This window comes from Exiguobacterium sp. TDN 0502 (assembly GCF_050846835.1).
In the GTDB taxonomy this organism is placed as follows: Bacteria; Bacillota; Bacilli; order Exiguobacteriales; family Exiguobacteriaceae; genus Exiguobacterium_A.
In genome coordinates this window covers 1-25,808 of sequence record NZ_JBOZGJ010000009.1, presented here as the reverse complement: position 1 = coordinate 25,808, position 25,808 = coordinate 1, and the positions used below count along the sequence as shown (strand labels likewise).

Here is a 25,808-nt window from a genome sequence, read left to right as displayed (position 1 = left end):
ATATAACGTTACTATTCAACGGTTTTGTTCACCATATGAACAATCTCATTAACCGTTGATAGCACTACATATTTTCTTCACATCTTCGTGAAATGACTTGCATGGATGACATCTGTGAAAACCTTATCAATCGTTGATATGTATAGGTTTTTCGGCTCTGTTTTTATTGTGAATTCATTTGACTATGAAAGCTGCTTCATTGTATTCTTGACTAGTATGAAAATCCGCAAATTGTGGGAAAGAAAAAGAACTCACAATTGGGAAAAAAGGGGGTCGACTCTAGTGCGCCAAAGTGGGCTCGCGAAGAGTATGGTCATGGCCTCGCAAATTTCGACGGCACTGGCTGCACCGATCGTCATTGGCTTTTTGGTTGGGAACTATGGGGAACAACAACAATGGTGGGAAAAAATGGGTGCGACATTCGCCGTGTTCATCGGGATTTTCATCGGCATTCTTTGCATGATCGCCATGATCAGGCACTTGTTAGGGGAGAAGACATGAACATCATCCTTCAAGATGCGTTGTATCGTGCGTACTTACGATGGTTCGGGCTCTTTTACGGGATCCTGGCTGTCCTGCTGCTCATCGGACGCCCCGGTGAACCGGTCATCTATGGACTGGCACTCGGCGGAACGGGTAGCTTTCTGATCTTGACGCTCCAACGATTAAGCGTCGATCGGATGTATCGTGTAATCGAGACGGGGCGTAAGCCGATGTCTCGAGGGACCGTTTCACGCATGGCGGTCGCGGTACTCTGTGTGATGATCGGTTTGAAATATCAAACTGAATTGTCATTAACTGCGGTGGTAATAGGCCTTCTCGCCGGCCACGTCATACAATTTTGTGAGTTCTTGACTCACGAACTTAAGCGGGAAAAGAGGTGAATAGTCAAATGAACCACGAAATGCCACTTTACGAAATCCCACTCTGGGGTGACTTCGTTCTGTACGGTAGCTGGACGAACGTGATCACAGTATTGATTGCTGCTGCTCTCGTCTTCTTGATTGCCGTGGCCGGTACGCGACGTCTAGCGATGAAGCCGACCGGTGCTCAAAACGTGATGGAGATGTTCCTCGAATTCGTTCGCGGTATCATCAGCAGCACGATGGACTGGAAAACAGGGGGTCGCTTCCTGACGTTCGGAATGACATTATTCCTGTTCATCCTTGTGTCCAACATCATGGGTCTCCCATTCAACGTCGTGACGGGACACTACATTTGGTTCAACTCACCAACTGCAGATCCTTACGTGACACTGGCACTTTCATCTATGGTAGTGGTCATGAGCCATTATTACGGTGTGAAAATGCGAGGCTTCGGTGCTTATGCGAAAACATTCATGACGCCGATGTTTATCATTACCATCATCGAGGAGTTTGCAAACACGTTGACGCTCGGTCTTCGTCTTTACGGAAACATCTTCGCTGGTGAAATCATGATCGGAATCATCCTTTCGATCGGTATCGTCTCTGGTACGAACGATTTCCAATTCGCCGGACCACTAGGCGCGATCATCTCGGGTATCCCGATGTTGATCTGGCAAGGATTCTCACTCTTCATCGGTGGTATCCAAGCGTACATCTTCCTTATCCTGACGATGGTTTACATCGGGCATAAGGCAGCGCACGACCATTAATTCGAAGGTAAAGCATCTGCTTTTCCGATAACAGCACGACCAAATCAATGAACACACTCTAGGGAGGCAATTTATCATGAATCTTATTGCAACAGCGATCATCATCGGACTCGGCGCACTCGGCGCAGGTATCGGTAACGGTCTTATCGTAAACGGTACAGTATTAGGTCAAGCACGTCAGCCAGAACTCAAAAACGAACTTCGTCAAACAATGTTCATCGGTATCGGTCTCGTCGAGGCACTTCCAATCATCGGTGTAGCGGTCGGTTTCCTTCTTCTCAACTCTTAATCCACGATTAACGAGAACGGACTACATAGGGCGCTATTCGTTCAACGTTTGAGTGAACCGTCACGGGAGCTTAGGCTCCCTTATGTAGATATTGAAGTTGAACCAACCACGAGGGGAGTGTAATCGAATGAATCTAACGTATCTTGCTGCTGAGACAGAAACTGCAGAAGCAGGTCAACTGCTACTCGGCAATATGATCGTCACGATCGTCGTTTTCCTCTTGCTCCTCATCCTCTTGAAGAAATTCGCATGGGGCCCGCTCGTCAACATGATGAAAGCGCGGGAAGAGCATGTGGCTAGCGAGATCAACTCGGCTGAAAAGAGCCGTAAAGACGCTGAAGTCTACGTAGAACAACAACGCGAAGAATTAAACAAGGCGCGTACGGAAGCACGCGACCTTTTAGAAGCATCACGCCGTCAGGCAGAAGCAGAGCAAGCACGTGCGATGGAGCAGGCACGTCTTGAATCCGAAATGAGTAAGGAAGAAGCTCGCCGTGCGATCGAACGTGAACGCGCTGAAGCACAAGCTGCTTTGAAGAACGATGTCGCTCTTCAAGCCATCGCTGCAGCACGCCACGTCATGAAAACACAGCTTGCGACAGACGAAGTCGCTCAAAAAGCACTCGTCGATCAATTCCTTGCTGATACTAAGGGCACGAACTAATGCGTGATCACGTAGCGGGACGCTACGCAAAAGCGCTCTTCGATCTTGCGCTTGAGCACCATGTGCTCGAGCAAGCAGAAGCTGATGTGCGGACGCTCGGCGAAGTGCTCCACGCAACACCAGAGCTCGCTTCGGTTTTAGATAACCCATCGATTTCTGCTGAAGAGCTCAAGCAAGTTCTTCAAACAAGCTTCACTGGCTTCAACTCGATCGTCTTGAACACATTGCTCGTCATGGTCGAAAACGACCGGGCAGCAGAAATCGTCACGTTACCGGAACACTTCATTGCATTGTTGAATGAACACCGCAATGTCGCGACGGCAATCGTCACGAGTGCATACAAATTGTCGGACGAGGAACTCACGAAAGTGAAAGAGACGTTTGGCCAAAAATCAGGTAAAACGCTTGAAGTCGAGAACGTCGTCGACACGAGTGTCATCGGAGGACTTCGCGTTCAAATCGGTTACACGACATATGACGGTACGATCGAAACTAAACTAACGCGCCTTGAGCGTGAGCTGTTAAAAGCGTAAGAAAATAGGGGTGAAACGCATGAGCATTAGAGCTGAAGAAATCAGCGCCCTGCTTAAAGCGCGTATCGCGCAGTACGGTTCTACGATGGAAGTGAACGAGACAGGTACGGTCATCCAAATCGGTGATGGTATCGCTCGTGCACACGGACTCGACAACGTCATGTCGGGAGAGCTCGTAGAATTCGCTAACGGCACAATGGGCTTGGCGCAAAACTTAGAAGAAGGCAACGTCGGTATCATCATCCTCGGTGACTACCTTGAAATCAAAGAAGGCGACTCTGTTCGCCGTACGGGCCGCATCATGGAAGTACCAACAGGAGACGCACTCCTCGGACGTGTCGTCAACCCACTCGGTATGCCAATCGATGGTCTTGGTCCAATCGAAACAGAACACTACAACCCGATCGAGCGTAAGGCGTCTGGCGTCATGGCGCGTAAATCGGTACACGAGCCACTTCAGACAGGAATCAAGGCGATCGATGCCCTCGTTCCGATCGGTCGTGGACAGCGTGAGTTGATCATCGGTGACCGTCAGACGGGTAAGACGTCGATCGCAATCGATACGATCATCAACCAAAAAGAAGAAAACATGATCTGTATCTACGTCGCAATCGGACAAAAAGAATCAACAGTCCGTGGCGTCGTCGAGACGCTCCGTAAAAACGGTGCCCTCGATTACACGATCGTCGTTTCGGCAGCGGCTTCACAGCCAGCTCCACTTCTTTACCTCGCACCATTCGCAGGTGTCGCGATGGGTGAACACTTCATGGACCAAGGCAAACACGTTCTTGTCATCTATGATGATCTTTCAAAACAAGCAGCTGCTTACCGTGAGCTTTCACTTCTCTTAAAACGCCCACCAGGCCGCGAAGCTTACCCAGGGGATGTCTTCTACCTCCACTCACGCCTTCTTGAGCGTGCAGCGAAGTTGAACGACGAGCTTGGCGCAGGTAGCTTGACTGCCCTTCCGTTCATCGAAACACAAGCGTCGGATATCTCAGCTTACATCCCGACGAACGTTATCTCGATCACGGATGGCCAAATCTTCCTTCAATCGGATCTCTTCTTCTCAGGTGTCCGTCCCGCGATCAACCCGGGTCTCTCGGTATCGCGTGTAGGTGGTTCGGCTCAAGTAAAAGCGATGAAGAAGGTAGCGGGTACGCTCCGTCTTGACCTCGCATCTTACCGTGAGCTTGAAGCATTCGCACAGTTCGGATCTGACCTTGATAAAGCGACTCAATCGAAGCTTAACCGTGGTGAGCGGACAGTTGAAGTCTTGAAACAAGACTTGAACCAACCACTTACTGTCGATAAGCAAGTCATCATCATCTATGCCTTGACTCGTGGTCACCTTGATGATGTTGCTGTAACGGATATTCGTCGTTTTGAAAAGGAACTCAACCTCTGGCTCGATCAAAACCGCAAACAACTTTGCGATGAGATCCGTAAGACAGGTAACCTTCCAGCAGACGAAGAGCTCGTAGCAGCAATCTCAGAATTTAAGAAAACGTTCCAAGCGACGGTCTAATCCGGCGGAACGCTCTTGAAACTAACAAGGTGGTGAATCGAAATGGCATCGTTGCGCGAGATACAAACGCGGATCAACTCGACGAAAAGTACGAAACAGATCACGAAAGCGATGAACATGGTTTCGGCGTCGAAACTGAACCGCGCTCAAGCACATAGCGCGAAGTTCCAACCTTACATGCTGAAAATGCAAGAGGTACTCGGAACCATTGCGAATGGCACGACAGGTGCGAGCCATCCGATGCTCGAGAAACGTCCCGTCAAAAAGACGGGCTACATCGTCATCACATCGGATCGCGGCTTAGCTGGTGCATATAACGCCAACGTGCTGCGTGAAGTCTACCGGGAAATCAAAGAAAAGCATACTACGGACAGTTACGTTCTCTTCGTGGTCGGTAAAGTCGGTGTCCAGTTCTTCCGTTCACGCGGAATCACGGTCACGGATGCGATCACAGGTTTGAACGATTCTCCTTCGTATGTCGACGTCGCTGAGATCGTGAAGCGCACAGTGAGTGCGTTCACGATCGGCGAAATCGACGAGCTCAAGCTGTGCTACAACCACTTCTTGTCTGTCATCAGCCAGGAAGTGAAAGTCGAAACCCTTCTCCCACTCGGAGAAATCGAAGCTTCGTCTTCGACGACTTATGAGTACGAGCCAAGCGAGGAACAAATCCTTGCAGAACTCCTCCCGCGTTATGCGGAGAGCTTGATCTTCGGTGCGCTTCTTGACGCGAAAGTAGCAGAACATGCGTCACGTATGACAGCAATGCAAAGTGCGACAGATAACGCAGATGACTTGATCGGTCGATTGACTCTCGTCTACAACCGAGCTCGACAAGCTGCGATCACGCAAGAAATCACAGAGATCGTCAGTGGGGCTGCTGCGCAGCAGTAATCCCGACTGGCGTAACGATAGGTAGGAGGAAACACGATGAACGAACTCGGTTTAAAAGGCCGCGTCGTCGCGGTCATGGGACCTGTCATCGACGTTAAGTTCGAAGGACACTTACCGAACATCTACAACGCGCTCCGTATTCAATATACGCCGCAAACTGTAGAAGAAGTGGCTATCGACTTGACGCTTGAGGTCGCCCTGCACCTTGGTGACGACGTCGTCCGTACCATTGCGATGGACTCTACGGATGGAGTACGCCGTGGAATGGAAGTACTCGATACGAATGCTCCAATCTCGGTACCCGTCGGAGAAGCGACACTTGGTCGCGTCTTCAACGTACTCGGTAACCCAATTGATGAAAAAGAAATCGCTGCTGACGTGGAACGTCTTCCGATCCACAAAAAAGCACCGACTTTCGATAACCTTTCAACGAAAGTTGAAATCCTCGAGACTGGAATCAAAGTCGTCGACTTGCTCGCTCCTTACATCAAGGGTGGTAAGATCGGTCTCTTCGGTGGTGCCGGTGTAGGTAAGACCGTCCTCATCCAGGAATTGATCAACAACATCGCCCAAGAGCACAGCGGTATCTCGGTATTCGCAGGTGTTGGTGAGCGGACACGTGAAGGAAATGACTTGTTCCACGAGATGACGGATTCAGGCGTTATCAAACAAACAGCGATGGTCTTCGGTCAGATGAACGAACCACCGGGTGCACGTCTTCGTGTTGCCTTGACTGGTTTGACGATGGCAGAATACTTCCGTGATGAGCAAGGACAAGACGTTCTTCTCTTCGTCGATAACATCTTCCGTTACACACAAGCGGGTTCTGAGGTATCGGCCCTTCTCGGTCGTATGCCATCTGCCGTTGGTTACCAGCCGACACTCGCAACAGAGATGGGTATGCTCCAAGAGCGGATCACATCAACAAACAAAGGTTCGGTTACATCGATCCAAGCGGTTTATGTACCAGCCGATGACTATACTGACCCGGCTCCTGCGACGACGTTTGCTCACTTAGATGCAACGACGAACCTTGAGCGCCGTCTCTCTGAGATGGGGATCTATCCTGCCGTGGATCCACTTGCTTCGACATCACGCGCCCTTTCACCGGAAATCGTCGGCGAAGAGCACTATGGTGTTGCACGTCAAGTTCAGGAAACACTTCAGCGTTATAAAGAACTTCAAGATATCATCGCGATCCTCGGTATGGACGAGTTGTCAGAAGACGACAAATTGACTGTACACCGTGCGCGTCGTATCCAGTTCTTCTTGTCGCAGAACTTCCACGTAGCTGAGCAGTTCACAGGACAAAAAGGATCGTACGTCCCAGTTAAGGACACGATCCGCGGCTTCAAAGAAATCCTCGAAGGTAAACACGATGACTTAACGGAAGAAGCATTCCGTCTCGTCGGTCCGATCGAAGATGCGATTGAAAAAGCGAAGGCGCTTGTCTAAGTGACAAAGCATAAGGGGGACTTGAGATGAACACACTTCATGTCAATATCGTCACCCCGGATGGCGAAGTGTATGATGGCGATATCCGTATGGTCGTTGCGAAGACGATTTCTGGTGAGATCGGGGTTCTCCCGCACCACGTCCCACTCGTGACACCACTCGATATCAGCATCTTGAAGTTGCGCCACGAAGATGGCGGACGCACGTTGATCGCTATCAGCGGTGGCTTTATGGAAGTGCGCCAGGATACTGTAACGGTTCTTGCGGAAACTGCGGAGCAAGCAGACAAGGTCGACTACGACCGTGCTGCAGCTGCGAAGGTTCGTGCAGAACGTCGTCTCCAGGACACGAAACTATCAGAACTCGAATTCAAACGCGCAGAGCTTTCGTTGAAACGGGCAATCAACCGTCTCAGCCTGAAAGACTACGGTCGCGATTGATTTGATGAAAGACCCGGTTCCCTTTGTGGAATCGGGTCTTTTTTGTACGATGCATCAATGATTTTTCAAAAGACAACCGATTTCACTAGTGTCTAAATGATATAGGTTTAAAATGCCGGAAAAGAGTAAAAGTACATTATATGCCTCGTCTTCACGGAATCTTCAACATTTTTTAATAGGTATGTGATTTTTATCTTCAATAAATATATTTTATACGCTAAAATTAATTCAGCGTGTTCTTTTTTGTTTGCGCAATCATTCATTTTATGAAATCATAGTAAAGTTGGAGAAACTATGAAGAAGAGGTGCAACGAACGTGACGTCTATTGGTGTAAGTGCGTTAGTGAGTATGTTGGTTTATATCGTGGCGATTCTACTCGCTTGGTGGTCGCTATTACCAGTCAAATGGGAGAAAATCCTGCAACATCCTAAAGGACCGCATGCGGTTGCCTTACGTACGATACTCGCAATAGCGCTCGGATCGATCGTCGCACGCTTCTTATTGGACTATGCCGGTTTTGCACAGCGTCTTCAATTTTTAATCGGGTGAACTTGTAACTGCATTGTAAACCCTGAAATGGTAATTTGTTTTAACATGGAACAGGACACTGTTCTTTTAATGAAGGAACACGGTCAATTAGCAATCATCTAACACTACAATCGAACGTCGTATTGGCTTTGGAGCAAGAGATCAACTATAGGGAAGTTTCTTTTCTAACATTCGTTGAATTCCAACTATGATCCTCACCAATCACGAATTGAACATACTAGAACAGAAACGAAGCAGAGGAGTAGGGAGAATGGAAAAAATCGTTGTCCGTGGCGGACGTAAATTAGCTGGAACAGTCAAAGTAGAAGGTGCAAAAAACGCGGTTTTAAAAACACTCGTCGCGACATTACTTGCATCAGAGGGTCAATCAGTCCTTCAAAACGTACCACGTCTAGCAGACGTCTATACAATCAATAACGTCTTGCGCAACTTGAATGCAGAAGTCGAGTTCGACGCTGACGCAAATACGGTAACGGTAAACGCTGAGCCGAATCTCAAGGATGAGGCACCACTTGAATACGTTCGTAAGATGCGGGCATCGATTCTCGTCATGGGACCATTACTCGCGCGTCTCGGTCGCGCACGTGTCGCGATGCCGGGCGGTTGTGCGATCGGCTCACGTCCAATTGATCTTCACCTGAAAGGGTTCGAAGCGATGGGTGCGAAAACAATCATCGGAAACGGATTCGTAGAAGCACATGTAGACGGTCGTCTCCAAGGTGCAAAAATCTACCTCGATTTCCCATCTGTCGGTGCGACAGAAAACATCATGATGGCAGCGACACTCGCTGAAGGCACGACAGTCATCGAGAACGTCGCAAAAGAACCAGAAATCGTCGACCTCGCGAACTTCTTGAACGCAATGGGCGCAAAAGTCCGCGGTGCAGGTACGGAAACAATCCGCATCGAAGGCGTTGAGACATTACGCGGTGCGACACACTACGTCATTCCAGACCGGATCGAAGCGGGTACGTTCATGATCGCAGCAGCGATCACAGAAGGTGACGTCGAAGTCATTGGGGCAGAGCGCGAACACCTTCGCCCTCTCATCTCGAAGATGGAAGAAATGGGCGTTAAGATCACGGATACAGAAGAAGGTCTCCGTGTCGTCGGTCCAGCGAAGCTTGAAGCAGTCGACGTCAAAACGATGCCGCACCCAGGCTTCCCGACAGACGTTCAAGCTCAAATGATGGCACTTGTCCTCAAAGCAGGCGGCACATCGGTCATCACGGAAACAGTCTTCGAAAACCGCTTCATGCACGTCGAGGAGTTCCGTCGCATGAACGCTGACATCAAAATCGAGGGTCGTTCATCGATCATCAATGGCGGCGTACAGTTGCAAGGGGCAGAAGTTCTCTCGACAGACCTTCGCTCAGGTGCAGCACTCGTCACAGCAGGCTTGATTGCTGAAGGTGAAACACGCGTTGGTGCACTTCACCACATCGACCGCGGATACGTCGACTTCCACTTGAAGTTACAGGCACTTGGTGCAGACGTAGAACGTGTAACTGAAGAAGCAACAGTCGTTGAAGAATCAGCTGCAACAAAACTGTAAGCACTCATTCAAGAGCATCATCCCAATTGCGGGAAGATGCTCTTTTTTAGTGTCTTTTTAAAATGATGACAATGAAATGAGAAAAGCCGAAAAAGAAAGTCGTTTCACGATGGGGCGTGTGCTAGAATTGAAAGGTATGTATACATAAATGGGTTAGACGTCCAAACGACGTTCTATATTTTGGAAGAATAGCCAGTGGGTAAAGGAGAGCACACGAGATGTTTTCAAAAGATATCGGAATCGACTTAGGGACGGCGAATGTCGTCATTCATGTAAAAGGAAGAGGAATCGTCCTCGATGAGCCATCGGTCGTTGCAATTGATAAGGCAACAGGAAAGATTCATGCAGTGGGAACAGAAGCCCATTTGATGGTGGGTCGGACACCAGGGAATATCGTTGCCATTCGTCCGCTTCAAGACGGTGTCATCGCCGACTTCGAAATGACGGAAGCGATGCTCCGTCATTTCATCGATAAGATTGAAGTCCGGAAGATGTTCGGTGGAGTCCGGATGTTGATCTGTACACCAGCAAGCATCACGACGGTCGAGGCGAAAGCGATTCGTCAAGCCGGTGAAAAGTCAGGCGCAAAAACGGTCTTCCTCGAAGTCGAGCCGAAGGTCGCAGCAGTGGGTGCCGGTATGGACATTTGGATGCCAGCAGGGCACATGGTCATTGATATCGGTGGTGGAACAACGGACGTCGCCGTCCTCTCGATGGGGGATATCGTATGTGGCGAAACGATTAAGGTCGCAGGTGACCGATTTGATCACGATATCATCCGTGCGATCAAAGAGACGCATAAGTTGATCATCGGAGAACGGACGGCACAAGCTGTCAAGACGACGGTCGCGACGGTCTCGGAAGACGGACGTCGCGAGCAGATGGATATCCGTGGACGCAATCTCGTGACGGGTTTACCACACAACATCACGGTGACATCGGAAGAGATGCACGAGGCGCTTGAAGAAGCAGCGATGGAGATCGTCGAAGCGACGAAACGTGTCCTTGAGAAGACACCGCCGGAGCTTGCAGCGGACATCATCGATCGCGGGATCATCCTGACGGGTGGGGGCGCGTTGCTGGACGGAATCGATCAACTGCTTGCAAAAGAGCTTGGTCTACCGGTTCTGATTGCAGAAGATCCGATGTTATGTGTCGCACGCGGTACAGGGATCATGCTTGATAACCTCGGAAAGTAAGAACATCGAGATAGATTAAAAGAGGGTTCTTCTCAGTAATGGGAAGAACCGCTTTTTATTTTTGGGCGATGTTGAAGAAAAGAAAGACTTGCTCCATTTGACCCGCTTTCCTCAGGCGAGACACAAGCCAGTCTTCACTGTTCGTATAACAGTGAACCCGGGTCTTGTTCGTCTCTGACAGCGCAAAAATTTGCGCTTTTTCCTGTAGGAGTCGGATCAATGATAGCAAGTCTTTTCCTATGCCTTCGTTTCGAATCTTTGTGTTCTCACTGCGTACTACGCATGAAAGCCTGGTACGCCTCAAAATCGTGATAGACGATCGCGGTTGGTGGCAGGGAACTTGCCATCGTCTGATTGACGAGCTGATTCAGCTGCGTCCGTGTCTTGCCGTAGAACGTAATGTCTGGTGTCTCCGGAAGTTCCGTGAACTCGATCGCGTACGAGAGGCGATACCCGTGACTCACCGCATAAAGGGCGTCCGTCAGCGTGATGGCACCGAGTCCGTTCCCACCACCATAGACGGTCCGGTAACTCATCAACGTGACTTCGTCAGCGAGTTCCATCGCCCATTCGCTGAGCGGACGACCGCTCGCATCCTGAATCGTATGGAACCAGAACGGTAGGAACAGTTGGAGCGGTAACTCTTCAGCAGATGCTTTCTCACGGAAAGCAAGCAGCATCCGCTCATAGGAGGCGATGACACGAGTCCGGTCCGTCTCCCATTCCGGTAAGGCATACGGTTCGAGATCGACACTGATGCCATCCGGGTGACTAATCGTTTCTTGTTGATAGGTCGAAATCCAGGCTAACGGGTCCTCGACGTTCGGTCGAGCTGTCGTTCCTTCGTTTGTGATCCAGCGCGGCTGCCCGAAGAGGAAGTAGACCTCGATGCCGACAGCATGCGCTTTTTCAACGAACGTTCGGTAGAGAGTACGGTCACCCTCGACAGCGACATGCAGATAGACACGTTTCATCTGTCTGTTTGCCAGCTGATTGATCTTCGTTGAAATGGATTTGGCCTCCGGGATGGACCAGATGACCGTGTGACGAGTGACGGAAACGGCAGCTGAACTCTTGAGTGGTAGTCCGAATTGAAGCAACGACAGACAGACTACGCCAATCAAAAAGCGTTTCATTTCAATTTCACTCCTTCGTGTGGATTACCTTACTATCGGTTGAAGTACGATAGCTTATATCCATCAAAGGTCCTGTTCTACACTTTGACAGTTCAAATCCTAGACATTTCACATTGTGAAGTGTATATTAAAAGTTGTTGCATTGAAACGAACTGTCAAATAAAAGGAAGTGATGCCACAATGCCATTGTGGAAAAGAAATTTAGTCGTCGTCTGGTTCGGTAGCTTTTTGACCGCCGCTGCCCTCAGTCTTGTTTTACCGTTTTTGCCTTTATTCATTGAAGAACTCGGTGTCGACAGCCGTCAGGATATTACGACATGGTCCGGGATCGCCTTTGGTGCGACCTTCCTCGTCGCTGCGATCGTCTCACCTATCTGGGGACGGCTCGCCGATCGAAAAGGGCGTAAGCTGATGTTGCTTCGCGCAAGTCTCGGTATGTCGATCGTCATGTTCTTGATTAGTTTCGTCCAAGACGTCTATCAACTCGTATTCCTTCGTCTTGTCATGGGTGCCGTATCCGGATTCATCTCAGCCGGTATCACACTCATTGCTTCTCAAACCCCGAAAGAGAAAAGTGGCTGGGCGCTCGGCACCTTGTCGACCGGTGGGATTGCCGGTGGATTGCTAGGACCTCTGATTGGAGGATTCCTCGCCGACGTAGTTGGGCTTCGACCCGTTTTTCTCTTTACGAGCGTGCCGCTCTTCATCACGTTCCTCGTTACTTATTTCTTCGTCAAAGAAGAGTTCGTACCACTGGAAGTCAAAAAGATGGCGTCTGCCAAAGAAGTCATTCAATCACTCCGTCATCCGGAATTGATTTTAAGTCTCTTCTTAACGACGTTCCTGATTCAGTTCGCGGCACAATCGATCAGTCCGATCCTGTCGCTGTATGTTCGGGAACTCAGTCCGGGCACGGAACGACTCGCTTTGCTATCCGGAATCGTGGCCTCTGCACCCGGGATTGCCGCCTTGATTGCAGCGCAACGGCTCGGTCGGCTGTCTGATAAGATCGGTGCTGAACGCGTCTTATTCTTTGCCTTACTCGTCTTTGCGGCATTCCTGATTCCGCAGGCGTTCGTCACGGATACAAGTCAGTTGATCGTCTTGCGAATGGGCATCGGATTTGCGACGGCCGCATTGATGCCATCGGTCCAAGCGTTGCTCCGTAAACACACGCCAGCGAATTCGTCTGGTCGGATTTTCGGTTACAACCAATCGGCGCAATTCATGGGGAACTTCCTCGGACCACTCGCAGGTGGTCAGATTGCCGGTCATTTCGGCTTTGAAGCGTTGTTCCTCTTCACCGGTTTGATCGTCATCACGAATGCGGTACTGGAACGTTCACAGACCGCTGTCTTGAATAAAAATCCGAATAACTAAAGTTGAGGGTGGCAGAATGATCTGCCACCCTTATTTTTTGAATTAGTCCCTTTTTTCATACAGACGACTGTTCGAAGAAGTCGTCGACACGGGAATGATGGGAATGGTTCAACTGTTCTTGGACGATGAGGGACAGGGCACGGACATGGAAGTCAGCGACGTAATAGAAAAGTCCGTTATCGAGCTCGGAAATCGATGTCGGTGTGATGAGGATGTCTGGATGTGTTAACTGGTGCAATTGAAGCGACAGCTCCAACTCGTGCTCGACGGGTAGACGAATCGATGAATAGAAAGAGATCGTCCGGTTCGTACAGCGATTGATCAGGATCGGCGAAGAGCCGACTTGAATCGTCTTGCCGTTTAATTTGGAAATCGTGACGTGCGCATGGAGACTGAGAATCGGTTCTTTCGGGGGAGCCGTTCCTGTATCTTGCGGATAAAGCGTCCCTTGAGCCAATAACTGCTTAAAGGTCTCGATATCGACCGGTTTGCTGAAGAGGTACCCTTGGATCATGTCGCATTCTAGTTCCCGGTACAGCTGTAGCTGTTGCATGTTTTCGATTCCCTCGGCGACGACGGTCAGACCGAACTCCTTCGCCATATAGATGACGCTTTTAATGACCGAGAGGCTCTTCTTGTCGTGTTCGGCGTGAATCGCAAATGAACGATCGATTTTCAGGCAATGCACCGGATAACGCTGGACATAGGAAATCGAGGAATAGGCGGTACCGAAATCGTCGAGTGACAGTTTGATACCGAGATCAACGAGACGGTCGAGTGTCTCGAGTACCTGACCGCCTTCGAGCAGGACATCGGATTCAAGCAGCTCGATTTCTAACAGGTGACCGGGTACAGCATGCTTTTTCAGATGTTGTTCGACGATTTGGGCGAAATCGCCATAGAACAGTCGCTTCGGGGAAAGATTGATTGATAGCGGTACGACCTCCTCCGGCTGTTCATCCATCACTTCCCGGATCAGGCAACAGGCTTGATCGAGAACCCAGTCTCCGATGTGGATATAGAGATCACTTTCTTCTGACAGAGATAAGAAATCCTTTGGTGCAAGCCGTCCCCACTCCGGATGGTTCCAGCGGATCAAGGCCTCGGCACCGACGATACGACCGCTCCAACTGTCGACTTTCGGTTGATACTCGAGAAACAGCTGATTGCGACTGATGACATGACGGAGATCGCGTTCAAGCTGATAACGGCGATACATCGTGATATCCAGTTTCGATGAGTAGAATTGAAAATTACTTTTAGAAATTGATTTTGCCCGACGCAACGCGGTATACGTCTGTTTGATCAGTTCCTCTGCCGTATGATCGTGATGCACGGAATAGGTGATCCCGACGAAAACTTTTGAGAACAATTCATAGGACAGGACGTCGAACCGGTGATAGGTCAGTTCGATCAATTGATTTGCAAGTCCGATGGCACGGGTCTCATCGATCTTTCCTTTCAGGATGATCAGGAACTTATCACCGAATAGATGACCGATGAAAACCTCTTTTTTGATCAGTCTTTTTACGGCAGCACTTGTCTGTCGCATCCACTCCTCACCGATCTCGTGACCGAAACGCTCAGCAAGCCGGCTGTGCTGGTTGAAGGTGACGGTGAGTATCGTAAAGGGAGCACGTTGCTTCAGTAACTCCCGGATCTGTTCAAGCGTAAAGGCATGATTCGGGAGGTCAGTGATCGGATCATGCATCGATAGGTGCCAAATCTCATGTTGCTGTTCTTTCAGTCGGGTGATGTCGGTCGAAACACCATAGTGACCGAGGACATCGCCGCTCGGATCCATGATCGGGATACAGGTCTCCTCTACCCAAAATTGACGATTCGGGAAATTGAGTCGGTACACGAGACGGACGATTTCACCTTGGCGAATCTTCGGATAGGCTTCCTTCATGACGACGAGATCTTCTGAAGAGACGAGTTTCGTCCACAGTTGGTGATCCTGTTCGATACGTCGGAGGTGTTCGCTGTACGGTTCGAGAAAACCGGAAGCCAGGAATGTCACGGTATTGTCGCTGTAACGGTGCTCATAAGCCGTCGTATGCAAAGACGTAAAGAATTTTTTGAGAGAGGCAATCGCGAGATCGCGTTCCTGCTCGAGTTGGAGGAGTGGTGTCGTATCCTTGAGGATGAACAGGATCGAACTTGGAACAGTATCCGTCTGAATCAAGCCTTCGCAGTGAATGATTTTTTGGAACCGATCGCGACGTCCCATCCGTAATGTCATCGCGAAGGACGGAATTTCTCCTGCGTGTAAGGCGCGGCTTTGTTCACGGAAAACCGGACGATCCTCAGGATGCAACTCCTCTAGGAAATCATACGTATCCATCTTCGCGATGTGTTTTTTGGAGAGTTCGAGTAGTGCGGCGAGTGAGGGGGACGTGACGATTTCTTTTGAGACAGGAAAGTACTCGAGGAAACTGACGCCTTCGATCGAATTCGTCAAGCGTTCTTTTGTCAACAAGCGCTGGTAATCAGTCCGCAGTTCCTGTTGATGTGTCACGTCACGGGCAATCCCGTATAGACCGATGATGACACCTTGATCGTAAATCGGGATGTTCGCGACGTTCAGTGTCAGGAAATGCCCGTCCTTGTGACGGACCGGTGCCGTAAAATGGACGGTTTCACCGGAATAGACGCGTTTCTTGTATTGTTTGACGGATGCAATCTCATCTATTTTAAGCAATTTTTCGAAATGGAGCCGTCGAAGTTCTTCCCGGTTATAGCCGAGAAGGAGAGGAAATTTATTATTGAAGGAGATGAAATGCCCCTTCGTGTCCATCGTATAGACGGCATCCGGATGATGTTCTAAAAAATAGGTGACGTCGGACAGTGAGTGTAAATCCAAAGATCCAGGCACAGTTCGTTCAGTGGCACGTTTTTTAAAGAAGCTCATAGGATTCACCTCGAGGATCATGTTTTTGTTATCAACATCATAGCAATATTTGTCAATTTTTAATATGTAAATCGTTATAAAAGAGGATAATGAAATTTATTAGGTCTTTTGATGCATCTCTGCCTGACATTCCCTTTTTGTTCAAAAAAACTCATAATTCACGGCAAACCGACCGATATACTAAAAGGAAAGAATTGAACATGAAGTCAATGAGGAGATGAATAGATGTTACGAGGAATGTACACGGCGTCAAATGCGATGCAGGCATTACAACGCCAACAGGAGATGCTCAGCAACAACTTGGCGAATGCGCGGACGCCGGGCTTCCGCGCCGATCAGGCATCACTCCGGACGTTTCCAGAGATGCTGATCCAGCAGACGGCAAACAATGAACGGACCGGTGTGCGTGGAGTCGCAACCATCGGTAAACTTGCGACCGGTGTCTTCATGCAGGCGGCGACACCGAACTTCGCGCAAGGCTCGATCACGGAGACGGGCAATGCGACGGATATGCAAATCAGTTCGCTTGAAGGAACACCACTCTTTACGATTCGTCATCGGGACCCGTTGACGGGAGACGAAGAAACACTCTATACGGCAAACGGACAATTCGCGGTCGGACAGGACGGTTTACTCCGGACGACGGAAAACGACCTCGTGCTCGATACGAACGGTCAACCGCTTAACGTCGTCAATGAAGATTTCCTAGTCGATGCGGACGGTGCCGTCACGGACGGTAACGGACAGGCGATCGGGAATCTCGGTCTTGTCGTAACGGATCAGCCGGAGACGCTCGAACGGACGGGCAACGGATTGTTCCGTTCTGAGAATCCGTTGAATGGCGGAAACGTCCGGGTCGATCAGGGTGTCCTCGAACTGGGGAACGTCGAAATCGAACAGACGATGGCAGAGATGAATGCTGGTCTCCGCCAATTCGAAGCCAATCAAAAAGTCATCCAAGCGTACGACCGGACAGCCGAAAAAGCGGTTTCCGAAATCGGACGCGTTCGCTAAATGAGGAGGATCTGATGCAATCAATCTATACATCCGCAAGTACGATGGGACAGTTGCAAAAACAACTGGATACGACCGGTCAAAATCTTGCCAATGTCGACACGAACGGCTATAAACGACGTGATGCCCAGTTCAACGAACTACTCGTCCGCAATATCAACAATCAAGCGACCGGTTTTACACCGGGACCACTGACGACGCCCATCGGATTACGACTCGGTGTCGGTGGATATGTCGCGAACGAAGCGACCCGTTTTGGCGTCGGAACGTTCAAGACGACGGACCGGAAGCTTGATGCGGCACTCGGTAACCCGCATCATTTCTTTGGCGTCATCGATACGGACGGGGTCACGAAGTTCACGCGGGACGGAAACTTCCAGTTGTCGCCGCAAGCGAACGGACAAGTCCTGCTGACGGATGATGTCGGACGTTCCGTCATCAATCAGGCAAATGATCCGATCGTCTTACCAGCGAATGCAACAGAAATCGAATTGAACAAAGACGGGAACATCACCGGGATCATCAATGGAGACCGGCGTGTCCTCGCCCGGATCGGTGTCGCGGACATTCCGAACTACGGGGAATTGACGGAAGTCGGTGGCGGATTATTCACAGCGACCGGACAATATCAGAATGCCGCCGGAAACCCGTTGACGGTCGGGCGACTCGAGACATCAAACGTCGACATGGCGCTTGAGATGACGAACTTGACGCAACTTCAACGGGCCTATCAGTTCAACTCGAAGGCGTTGATGACGAGCGACCAGATGATGGGAATCGTCACGTCATTAAAATAAGACATGAAAAGGGGCTGACTCAAATGTCGGCCTCTACAAAGATGAGGGTGGCAGAATGATGATCTGCCACCCTTATCTCGTAAAAAAGAATGGCGCGTCACACGCCACTCCTACAGGAAAAGCGCATTGCGCTGTCAGAGACGAACAAGACCCGCTCCTGCTTCAATGAAGCGGGAAAACTGGCTTGAGTCTCGCCTGAGGAAAGGGCGTGAAAAGACGCGTCATTCTTTTTTTTAGTCGTCATTTGGAAGCTGATTTTTGCAGCGCGAGATAGATTGCTGCCATATCAGCATCGCCATATGCCGGTTTAGCTTCCGTATAGCTCGCGTTCGCTGCATCTGCGAGCGGCAAGTCAAGGCGTTGTCGTTTCGCCTCCTCCGTGATGAGACCAAGATCCTTCGCCATCAGACGGAGCGGGAAGGCGGAGGGGAAGTCATCATTACGGTACATGTCCCGCTTTCCGTGAAAGAGTGGTGTATTCATCCCGGAAGCACTGATCATCTGGATCAGTTTCTCTTTATCGAGTCCGGCGCCTTCACCGAGCAGTAACGTCTCTGCGACCCCTTGTCCGACGACGGCGAGCAGCAGATTGATGGCAAGCTTTGCTGCGCTCCCTGTTCCGTGTGGTCCGAAGTGGATCGTTTCCTTCCCTAAGAGATCAAGATACGGCTGACAGGTCGAGACGACGTCGGCGTCTCCGCCGGCAAGCAGGACGAGCTGTCCGTTTTTTGCGACCGGAACGGATCCCGAGACGGGTGATTCAAGATACGTACCGCCACTGTCTTCGACGAGACGGACCATCTCCTTTGTTTCGTCTGGTGAAATCGTACTGAGGTTGACGATCGTTTTACCGCTAAGATCCGGTTTGATGTCTTCGACGACGGATGCGACAGCAGGTCCGTCCGCAAGCATGACGAAGATGAGATCGCTTTGATGTACTACGTCTTGTGCTTTTTTGACAGCTGTTGCTCCTGAATCCGTCAACGGCTTCGTTTTTTCATAGGTCCAGTTGTAGACGATCAAGTCATGTCCCCCGTCGAGCATACGTGTTGCCATCGGTGCGCCCATATGACCTAATCCAATCCATCCAAGCTGCATGCTGATTCCTCCTTTGATGATACGCTTTTGACTATACCCGTAGGAAAACGAAGATAACCGCATAAAAAACCGCCCACGTGGAGTGGACGGTCTGTCGGATCAGTCTTAGTCTTCATACGTCAAGATGGTCGAGATGACAGCGATCGGGAAACGAATCGTAAAGGTCGAGCCGACACCGACGACGGATTCGACATCGATCGTACCGTTGTGGTGCTTGACGATCTCCTTACAGATGGACAGTCCGAGACCGGTGCCGCCGATCTTCCGCGTTTCGGAGTTATCGACCCGGTAGAACTTATCGAACAGTTTCGGGAGGGCGTCTTGCGGAATCCCGATGCCTTCGTCTTGAATCCGGATTTGGGCGAAGCCGAGTTCGTTCGTAATCCGGATCAAGACAGTACCACCGCTCGGGGAGTACTTGACGGCGTTGCTGAGCAGGTTGTTGAGCAGCTGCTTCATTTTTTCCGCATCTCCGTCAATCATGATCGGTTCCAATGCCTCAAAATCAATCTGATGTGTCTCATGCGAGACATCATAGAACTCAATCAGATCCTTTGCAAGCTCGACGACGTCGAATGTCTTTCTTTCATAACGGTGCTCACTTGACTCCATGCGCTGGACGTCAAGGAAGTCATTGACGAGTGTCGTCAGGCGACCGGTCTCCGAGTGAATCGTCTGGAGATACTTCCGTTGGCGCTCTTCCTCGAACCGTTTGTTGAGCATCAGTTCCGTAAAACCATAGATCGAAGAAAGAGGAGTCCGGAGTTCATGCGAAACCGTCGAGACGAATTCTTCCTTCATCCGCTCTGCTTCCGTTTCCTTCGTGACATCACGCAAGACGAGCATCGTACCGACCCACATGCCGTCGACTTCAATCTTTTCCGCATAGATTTGGATATACGTACTCTGACGGCGGATCGAGACGATCAGACTATCCTTTGGCAGTTCGAGCTCGACGATTTGTTCGATATAACGCTCGAATGGCGCCGGTTCATCGATGATGTCAGCGAGGGCCTGCATCGTTTGTTCGAATGCTGTCCGTTCCTCATCTTCGAACTGCGTCGGAACCTCGGGGAACAGCGTCATCAATGGTTCATTGACGAGGAGCTCATCTGTTTCATGTTCGATATAGACGACAGCTTCACGGATTGAGTTCAGCAGCTGTGTCGTTTTGTTCTTCTCATGGATCATCTCTTCGTAGACGCCCATCCGTAGGAGTGAGAGCGAAAGCTGATGCGAGAAGGACAGGATGTCGTTCATCTGTTCTGTCGTGAAGGCATCCCGATAACGGACGAGATAGATACAGGCGATCATATGTTTCTTCGAAGGATCAAGCACCGGTACGGCAACTTCATACATATAGTACGGGTACGGAAGCGGACTCTCGTGTGCCACCTGCTTCGAGGAATGGACCGGACGCTTCAGGAGGCGCGCGCGGTGGAAGAGCGATTGATCGTCCGAGACGACGCGCTCGACCATCTCTTCTGTCATTCCGTAATCGATCGTCGAGCGGACTTCCTGTTGATCAAGGAACAGCAATGCTCCGATTTCCGAGTTCGTGATCGAGACGAGCTTTTCGATGATTTCCGGGTACGCCGTCAACGTTTCGCGCGAAGCGAGCGTTTCCGTCAATTCATTGCGGTACTTCAGGTGCTGCTCACTCCGCAGTGTAATATCGAGTGCCTCTTCGAGTTCTTCCTGCTGCGCTTGCAGTTCCTCTTGCTGCGCGACGAGTTCTTCCTGTTGTGCCTGAAGTTCTTCATTCTTCGCGAGCATATGGACCTTGTTGTCGGCAATCGAAGCAGCCATCTGATTGAACGATGCCGTCAGTGTATGCAGCTCGTCCTTGCGTTTCGGTAACGGGATCTCGTGAATGTCTTCGCCACTCGCAAGCATCGCACTGTCTCGAGACAAGGCATTGACTTGCTTCGTGATCCGGCTGATGAACGGACGGACGAGCGACAGGAGTACAAGGATCAGGACGACGAGGTTCGATAGCCAGATGAACTGGGCAATTCGCATCTCGCTTAAAAGATCATTCTTCGCATCGATTTCCTTGCCTTGAATCAACGTCAGGTAATCGGCAAGCAGCGTATCGATCCGTGTCATATCGACATCGGCGTCTGACAAACTGACGGAACCGCGTAACGTGCCATTGGCCGTAAACAGATCTTTACCGTTCGAGAGAGCGGCTAACGTATCCGGATCGACGAAGTCTTCGTTGATTTTTCCGTCCTTCTTGCCGTCGACGTATTCCGTCAGGAGCGGTAGTGATGTGCCGAAATAATCATCGTACATCTGACGGGTGGCTGTCGCGTATTCCTCGCCCTGCTCGTAGATCGCATAGGTCTCGAACCATGTCGTCAGTCGGTTGATTTCCTGCTGGTTCGTCTTGACGGCATCGAGCGAGTCAGCTGAGCCGGTCAGCAAGTAGGATTTGACATTACTTTGAGCAATCGTCCATTCGTTTGCGAGGGCGTTCGCGTTCGTTCGCCGTTCGCGTAAATCATCGAAGGTCGCATTCGCCTGATCAATCTTTTGTTCCGTATAGAAGTAAACAATCCCAGACGTGATGCTGAGGGCGACGAACACCATATAGAAGGCGAACATCAATTGGCGACCGATAGTATGATTGATCCATTTCACTGGGGTATCCTCCATATTCTATTTGTACATGTATAAAAAAGTTTTCTTAAATGCCGAATATATTCATCTTACGCAGAAACGCGCACACCAGCAAATTTGAATCTGCAAAAATGACTAAAACAAATATATCATATATTGCTTAACTCATAGTGAATGATATATTTTTTGAGAATAAGGATTAAAGTACGTCGTTTTAAGGAAAACAATAATGGATATTGCACTTTATCATATAAATAGGGAAGTGGTCAGATGCAAAAGATGTTTGAAAACAAATGGTACCGGTTCGCCTGGTGGATCATGACGCTACTGATCATCGTCTGGATCGGCAATCATGTGACGTTCCTGTTCCGACCGGTCGCGATTTTGCTTCAGATGGTCGCACCGCCGCTCGCGATCGCCGGGATTCTATATTATGTCCTGCTGCCGATCGTCGAGTTGCTCGAGAAAAAGATGAAACGGCGTCCGGCCGTGGTTCTTGTGTTGCTTGGACTCGTCGGGATCCTGACACTACTTGGATTTGTTTTTGGTCCCATGTTGTCAGATCAAATCACGCAATTCGTCAATTCGATTCCAACACTTGCAGCACAGTTCCAGCGTCAATTGATCGATGTGCGGGACCAGCTCGAAAACAGTGCGTTCTTCTCTCGTTTCATGACGGGACAAGACAATCTCTTCAATAAGTTCTCCGGTAATATCTCGGAGTACGCTTCGACGTTCCTGAAGAACATCGGCACGGGAGTCGGTGGGTTCGTCAGTGTATTGACGACGACGGTCGTCACGATCATCATCATCCCGATCATGCTGATCTATATGTTGCTTGACGGCGATAAGCTCAAAGGGAATCTCGTTAAGATGATGCCTTACGAGTACCATACGGAAACGAAAAAAATCCTCGGGGATGTTCATTTGACGATCATGAGTTACATCCGGGGACAGGTCATCGTCAGTATCGGGGTCGGCATCATCGCCTATATCGGATACTTGATCATCGGAATCGATTATGCGTTACTGCTCGCCTTGTTTGCGACACTGACGAACATCATTCCGTTCCTCGGTCCGGTGCTCGGTGTCATTCCGGCGTTGATCGTCGGGTTCATCCAGGATCCGATCCTCGCCATCTACGCCATCATCGTCATGACCGTTGCGCAGCAGATTGATTCGCATATCATGTCACCGCTCGTTCAAGGAAAGACACTCGACGTCCATCCGTTGACGATCATCATCGTCCTGCTCGTTGCCGGAAACATTGCCGGATTCTTCGGTGTCTTGCTTGGTGTTCCGTTCTATGCCGTCATGAAGGTCGTCATCTTGAATATTCGTCGTCTCTATCATTTACGAACACAGAAAAAGATGGTCGTCACACAAGAAGAGAAGACATTCGATACGATTGTCACGGATCGTGATTGAGTTTTGAAATTCGGTCAAAAGTGCGTCATACTGAAAAAGTAGCTAAGAAAAAGGGGGCAGGAATCAGATGGATTCACGTCATACCGAAGAACAGGCCGATTTACTGGCACTGCAGAAGTTTCAGCACAACTTCGAGAACAGCCTCAAGTCGAGTATCATTTATTTGTTGCGAGATGGCGCATTGACGATCGGCGAACTTGAGCAACGGATTGATCAGTCGCACGGTCAAATTCTGGAACAGTTGCAGGAATTGATTGAAGATGGGCTCGTCATTCAGCAGATGTCCGAAAAAGTACATGGTCTTGCTTATTATTTAACCGCACCGGCAGAAGATCTCGTCCGTCAGTTCAAAGAGTCGATTCGCTGGAGTAAACAACACATCAAGTATTAAATCAGCAGGTTCATCCACCTACGAGCAGAAGCTCGTAGGTGTTTTTTTGTTTTTGAACATTATGGTCATATAAAACTAAAATATCGCATTTTTACACAAAATGGATGAAAATAGAACGAAATAAAATTTTAATATATATTAAATGGTAAATTTATAAAAAATCATTAAAATATATTGTTCCCTAAAATTAACAATTGAAATACTAGTTAATAAGAACTATATAACTATTAATTTTGTAAAAAATTGTATATTTTTATAGGTATTTTGGGCATAATAATAGGTGTACGATTATTTTTTCCGTAGAAAAGGAGTGTTGAAATGAAGAAAAAGACACCGGATTTTCGAAAGAAGATGAATCGACACCACAGAAACCACACACGACGACTAGTGAAATTGCTGGCAGCGTCCTCCCTCGCCCTCTCTCCAATCTCATTCACCTATACGAAAACCGAAGCGGCTGATAATTCTGAAAAGAAATTTCAAACGCAGCAAAGTCAATTTGCGAACTCGGTCCGTAATTCGCTTGTGCAAGGACCGAACCGGATCAGCCTGGCAGAAGTGCAGTTGCTGACAGATGTCGCGGTCAGTGCAAATCTGACGGAACAGCCGGATAACTATGATTTAGCCCTTAATTTGACCGGTGTCGGATTAGCCGATGCAGAAGTTTTGAACCCGGACCGGGTAGCCGTCTTCAATATCGAAGACTTGGCCGGTAAGATGACGGCAAACGGAGATGCGAATGTCAGCGTCGAACTGCTGCCGATTACACTGGAAGACTTACCGACATTAAAAGCACAACTTGATCCGTTGACAGCGGACGTGACGACCATCGTCAACAACTTGTTGACGGGAATCGATAACCTGCAAAATCTTCCGGTAGTCGGTAGATTGCTGCAGGTGAATGGGTTAACCGAATTGACGACGGCACTTGATAATTTACAAAACCTCGATACGGCGTTATCCAACCTGTTGGATTACCAGGAGTCGATTCCGATCGTCATCAATCCGGATGGATCCATCGTCATCGATTTCAGTGATGGTCTTGGCAATCACTTGGATACCGTAACGAAACAGGTCGTTCAGGAAGCGCTCCAGGATGTAGTCGATGCGATTACGAATTTGGAACTCACAGGATTAGCTGGAAATTTAATTGATCCTGTACTGGATCCGGTGAAGGACTTATTGCCGGAAGTCAACGGTGTGTTGACTGCCGTGACCAACGATACAGTGAACCTGTCGAATGAACTGGCAGGTGTTCAGGTACTGGGACCAACATCGGTCAGTGCCAATATCATTGTTGATAAGCCTGCCGGAGTCGCTCAAGACGAAGTCGTCGTGAGAGGATCCGTAGTGAATACGTCCGCAATCGATGCGCAACTGCTAGCGGATTTAGATGGTCAAGATACGATTATCTTCAATGAAGAGGCGGATGGTGATGCGGATGCTGATGCCGACGCGGACGCTGACGCGGATGCGGATGCCGACGCGGATGCGGATGCGGATGCTGATGCCGACGCGGACGCCGATGCAGATGCCGATGCGGATGCTGACGCCGATGCCGACGCTGACGCGGATGCTGATGCGGATGCCGATGCTGACGCCGATGCTGACGCCGATGCTGACGCCGATGCGGATGCGGATGCTGATGCAGATGCCGATGCGGATGCTGATGCGGATGCGGATGCCGACGCCGATGCCGATGCGGATGCGGACGCCGATGCCGACGCTGACGCCGATGCTGATGCCGACGCCGATGCCGACGCCGATGCGGATGCCGATGCGGATGCCGATGCGGATGCCGATGCGGATGCCGATGCGGATGCGGATGCTGATGCGGATGCTGACGCCGATGCGGATGCCGATGCGGATGCCGATGCGGATGCGGATGCTGACGCGGATGCCGACGCGGATGCCGACGCGGATGCCGATGCGGATGCCGATGCCGACGCGGATGCTGACGCCGATGCCGATGCGGACGCTGATGCCGATGCGGACGCCGACGCCGATGCTGACGCTGACGCTGACGCGGATGCGGACGCCGATGCTGATGCGGATGCTGATGCGGATGCCGATGCCGATGCGGATGCTGACGCTGATGCCGATGCTGATGCCGACGCGGATGCGGACGCCGACGCGGATGCTGATGCTGATGCTGATGCCGATGCGGACGCTGATGCCGACGCGGATGCTGACGCCGATGCCGATGCTGACGCTGACGCTGACGCTGACGCTGACGCTGACGCTGACGCTGACGCTGACGCTGACGCTGACGCTGACGCTGA

The 25,808-nt window shown here is 50.1% G+C and carries 23 protein-coding genes; 19 read left to right on the top strand and 4 right to left on the bottom strand.

The window, feature by feature from the left end; genetic code table 11:
- Nucleotides 1–282: 282 nt before the first annotated feature.
- From ACRPK8_RS10550 to mreB, 13 genes are all read left to right on the top strand, one after another.
- Complete coding sequence (locus tag ACRPK8_RS10550; RefSeq protein ID WP_023469502.1) at nt 283–501, top strand: AtpZ/AtpI family protein; 219 nt, start codon at nt 283–285, stop codon at nt 499–501.
- Nucleotides 498–884, top strand: coding sequence for an ATP synthase subunit I (locus ACRPK8_RS10545; RefSeq protein WP_432238182.1), 387 nt, complete (start codon nt 498–500; stop codon nt 882–884). The genes ACRPK8_RS10550 and ACRPK8_RS10545 overlap by 4 nt, the downstream gene beginning before the upstream one ends.
- An 8-nt stretch (nt 885–892) precedes the next feature.
- Complete coding sequence (gene atpB, locus ACRPK8_RS10540) at nt 893–1,636, top strand: F0F1 ATP synthase subunit A (protein ID WP_432238181.1); 744 nt, start codon at nt 893–895, stop codon at nt 1,634–1,636.
- A gap of 76 nt (nt 1,637–1,712) precedes the next feature.
- Nucleotides 1,713–1,925: a F0F1 ATP synthase subunit C gene (atpE, locus tag ACRPK8_RS10535; protein WP_023469499.1), complete on the top strand. Its 213-nt coding sequence runs from the start codon at nt 1,713–1,715 to the stop codon at nt 1,923–1,925.
- Nucleotides 1,926–2,052: 127 nt separating this feature from the next.
- The gene (gene atpF / locus ACRPK8_RS10530; RefSeq protein WP_432238180.1) at nt 2,053–2,589 is read left to right on the top strand and encodes a F0F1 ATP synthase subunit B; all 537 of its coding nucleotides are present in this window, start codon (nt 2,053–2,055) and stop codon (nt 2,587–2,589) included.
- Nucleotides 2,589–3,122 carry a F0F1 ATP synthase subunit delta gene (locus tag ACRPK8_RS10525; RefSeq protein WP_023469497.1) on the top strand — a complete coding sequence of 178 codons (534 nt, stop codon included), beginning with the start codon at nt 2,589–2,591 and terminating at the stop codon, nt 3,120–3,122. The genes atpF and ACRPK8_RS10525 overlap by 1 nt, the downstream gene beginning before the upstream one ends.
- Nucleotides 3,123–3,141: 19 nt before the next feature.
- Nucleotides 3,142–4,650: a F0F1 ATP synthase subunit alpha gene (gene atpA, locus ACRPK8_RS10520; RefSeq protein WP_035395863.1), complete on the top strand. Its 1,509-nt coding sequence runs from the start codon at nt 3,142–3,144 to the stop codon at nt 4,648–4,650.
- Between the two features lie 42 nt (nt 4,651–4,692).
- On the top strand, nt 4,693–5,544 hold the full coding sequence (gene atpG / locus ACRPK8_RS10515) for an ATP synthase F1 subunit gamma (RefSeq protein WP_058704130.1): 852 nt from the start codon (nt 4,693–4,695) through the stop codon (nt 5,542–5,544).
- A 36-nt stretch (nt 5,545–5,580) separates the two neighbouring features.
- Complete coding sequence (gene atpD / locus ACRPK8_RS10510) at nt 5,581–6,999, top strand: F0F1 ATP synthase subunit beta (RefSeq protein ID WP_023469494.1); 1,419 nt, start codon at nt 5,581–5,583, stop codon at nt 6,997–6,999.
- A 26-nt stretch (nt 7,000–7,025) separates the two neighbouring features.
- Nucleotides 7,026–7,439 carry a F0F1 ATP synthase subunit epsilon gene (locus ACRPK8_RS10505; protein ID WP_053454400.1) on the top strand — a complete coding sequence of 138 codons (414 nt, stop codon included), beginning with the start codon at nt 7,026–7,028 and terminating at the stop codon, nt 7,437–7,439.
- Between the two features lie 349 nt (nt 7,440–7,788).
- Nucleotides 7,789–7,989, top strand: a complete 201-nt coding sequence (locus ACRPK8_RS10500; RefSeq protein WP_230088486.1) for a DUF1146 family protein — start codon at nt 7,789–7,791, stop codon at nt 7,987–7,989.
- A 250-nt stretch (nt 7,990–8,239) separates the two neighbouring features.
- Nucleotides 8,240–9,544 (top strand): UDP-N-acetylglucosamine 1-carboxyvinyltransferase, encoded by a 1,305-nt coding sequence (gene murA / locus ACRPK8_RS10495; RefSeq protein ID WP_432238179.1) that lies wholly within the window; start codon nt 8,240–8,242, stop codon nt 9,542–9,544.
- A 218-nt stretch (nt 9,545–9,762) separates the two neighbouring features.
- Nucleotides 9,763–10,743: a rod shape-determining protein MreB gene (gene mreB, locus ACRPK8_RS10490; protein ID WP_432238178.1), complete on the top strand. Its 981-nt coding sequence runs from the start codon at nt 9,763–9,765 to the stop codon at nt 10,741–10,743.
- A 266-nt stretch (nt 10,744–11,009) separates the two neighbouring features.
- Here the strand turns inward: mreB and ACRPK8_RS10485 are convergent, their stop codons facing one another.
- Nucleotides 11,010–11,879, bottom strand: a complete 870-nt coding sequence (locus tag ACRPK8_RS10485) for a hypothetical protein (RefSeq protein ID WP_432238177.1) — start codon at nt 11,877–11,879, stop codon at nt 11,010–11,012.
- Nucleotides 11,880–12,059: 180 nt separating this feature from the next.
- Here ACRPK8_RS10485 and ACRPK8_RS10480 point away from each other — a divergent pair, with 180 nt between their 5' ends.
- Complete coding sequence (locus ACRPK8_RS10480) at nt 12,060–13,259, top strand: multidrug efflux MFS transporter (protein WP_432238176.1); 1,200 nt, start codon at nt 12,060–12,062, stop codon at nt 13,257–13,259.
- Between the two features lie 55 nt (nt 13,260–13,314).
- On the opposite strand, the gene ACRPK8_RS10475 is transcribed toward ACRPK8_RS10480, so the two are convergent.
- Entirely contained in the window at nt 13,315–16,125 is a 2,811-nt protein-coding gene (locus ACRPK8_RS10475) for a sensor domain-containing protein (RefSeq protein WP_432238175.1), read from the bottom strand.
- Between the two features lie 273 nt (nt 16,126–16,398).
- Between ACRPK8_RS10475 and ACRPK8_RS10470 the strand changes: the two genes are divergently transcribed.
- Together ACRPK8_RS10470 and ACRPK8_RS10465 are read left to right on the top strand one after the other, a co-directional pair.
- Nucleotides 16,399–17,187, top strand: a complete 789-nt coding sequence (locus ACRPK8_RS10470; RefSeq protein ID WP_432238174.1) for a flagellar hook-basal body protein — start codon at nt 16,399–16,401, stop codon at nt 17,185–17,187.
- 14 nt (nt 17,188–17,201) lie between these two features.
- A complete protein-coding gene (locus ACRPK8_RS10465; RefSeq protein WP_432238173.1) occupies nt 17,202–17,984 on the top strand; it encodes a flagellar hook-basal body protein in 783 nt (260 codons plus the stop codon).
- Nucleotides 17,985–18,224: 240 nt separating this feature from the next.
- Here the strand turns inward: ACRPK8_RS10465 and ACRPK8_RS10460 are convergent, their stop codons facing one another.
- Together ACRPK8_RS10460 and ACRPK8_RS10455 are read right to left on the bottom strand one after the other, a co-directional pair.
- Nucleotides 18,225–19,082: an NAD(P)-dependent oxidoreductase gene (locus ACRPK8_RS10460; RefSeq protein WP_432238172.1), complete on the bottom strand. Its 858-nt coding sequence runs from the start codon at nt 19,080–19,082 to the stop codon at nt 18,225–18,227.
- A 105-nt stretch (nt 19,083–19,187) separates the two neighbouring features.
- On the bottom strand, nt 19,188–21,728 hold the full coding sequence (locus tag ACRPK8_RS10455) for a HAMP domain-containing sensor histidine kinase (RefSeq protein ID WP_432238171.1): 2,541 nt from the start codon (nt 21,726–21,728) through the stop codon (nt 19,188–19,190).
- 249 nt (nt 21,729–21,977) lie between these two features.
- On the opposite strand from ACRPK8_RS10455, the gene ACRPK8_RS10450 reads away from it, so the two are divergent.
- From ACRPK8_RS10450 to ACRPK8_RS10440, 3 genes are all read left to right on the top strand, one after another.
- Nucleotides 21,978–23,135, top strand: a complete 1,158-nt coding sequence (locus ACRPK8_RS10450) for an AI-2E family transporter (RefSeq protein WP_432238170.1) — start codon at nt 21,978–21,980, stop codon at nt 23,133–23,135.
- A 67-nt stretch (nt 23,136–23,202) separates the two neighbouring features.
- Complete coding sequence (locus tag ACRPK8_RS10445; RefSeq protein ID WP_432238169.1) at nt 23,203–23,526, top strand: winged helix-turn-helix transcriptional regulator; 324 nt, start codon at nt 23,203–23,205, stop codon at nt 23,524–23,526.
- Nucleotides 23,527–23,844: 318 nt separating this feature from the next.
- A partial coding sequence (locus ACRPK8_RS10440; RefSeq protein ID WP_432238168.1) for an adhesive domain-containing protein occupies nt 23,845–25,808 on the top strand: 1,964 nt, incomplete at its 3' end.

Coding starts and splice junctions, on each gene's coding strand:
- ACRPK8_RS10545 (WP_432238182.1), top strand. CDS start 498: ATGAACATCATCCTTCAAGATGCGTTGTATCGTGCGTACTTACGATGG.
- atpB (WP_432238181.1), top strand. CDS start 893: ATGAACCACGAAATGCCACTTTACGAAATCCCACTCTGGGGTGACTTC.
- atpE (WP_023469499.1), top strand. CDS start 1,713: ATGAATCTTATTGCAACAGCGATCATCATCGGACTCGGCGCACTCGGC.
- atpF (WP_432238180.1), top strand. CDS start 2,053: ATGAATCTAACGTATCTTGCTGCTGAGACAGAAACTGCAGAAGCAGGT.
- ACRPK8_RS10525 (WP_023469497.1), top strand. CDS start 2,589: ATGCGTGATCACGTAGCGGGACGCTACGCAAAAGCGCTCTTCGATCTT.
- atpA (WP_035395863.1), top strand. CDS start 3,142: ATGAGCATTAGAGCTGAAGAAATCAGCGCCCTGCTTAAAGCGCGTATC.
- atpG (WP_058704130.1), top strand. CDS start 4,693: ATGGCATCGTTGCGCGAGATACAAACGCGGATCAACTCGACGAAAAGT.
- atpD (WP_023469494.1), top strand. CDS start 5,581: ATGAACGAACTCGGTTTAAAAGGCCGCGTCGTCGCGGTCATGGGACCT.
- ACRPK8_RS10505 (WP_053454400.1), top strand. CDS start 7,026: ATGAACACACTTCATGTCAATATCGTCACCCCGGATGGCGAAGTGTAT.
- ACRPK8_RS10500 (WP_230088486.1), top strand. CDS start 7,789: ATGTTGGTTTATATCGTGGCGATTCTACTCGCTTGGTGGTCGCTATTA.
- murA (WP_432238179.1), top strand. CDS start 8,240: ATGGAAAAAATCGTTGTCCGTGGCGGACGTAAATTAGCTGGAACAGTC.
- mreB (WP_432238178.1), top strand. CDS start 9,763: ATGTTTTCAAAAGATATCGGAATCGACTTAGGGACGGCGAATGTCGTC.
- ACRPK8_RS10485 (WP_432238177.1), bottom strand. CDS start 11,879: ATGAAACGCTTTTTGATTGGCGTAGTCTGTCTGTCGTTGCTTCAATTC.
- ACRPK8_RS10480 (WP_432238176.1), top strand. CDS start 12,060: ATGCCATTGTGGAAAAGAAATTTAGTCGTCGTCTGGTTCGGTAGCTTT.
- ACRPK8_RS10470 (WP_432238174.1), top strand. CDS start 16,399: ATGTTACGAGGAATGTACACGGCGTCAAATGCGATGCAGGCATTACAA.
- ACRPK8_RS10465 (WP_432238173.1), top strand. CDS start 17,202: ATGCAATCAATCTATACATCCGCAAGTACGATGGGACAGTTGCAAAAA.
- ACRPK8_RS10460 (WP_432238172.1), bottom strand. CDS start 19,082: ATGCAGCTTGGATGGATTGGATTAGGTCATATGGGCGCACCGATGGCA.
- ACRPK8_RS10450 (WP_432238170.1), top strand. CDS start 21,978: ATGCAAAAGATGTTTGAAAACAAATGGTACCGGTTCGCCTGGTGGATC.
- ACRPK8_RS10445 (WP_432238169.1), top strand. CDS start 23,203: ATGGATTCACGTCATACCGAAGAACAGGCCGATTTACTGGCACTGCAG.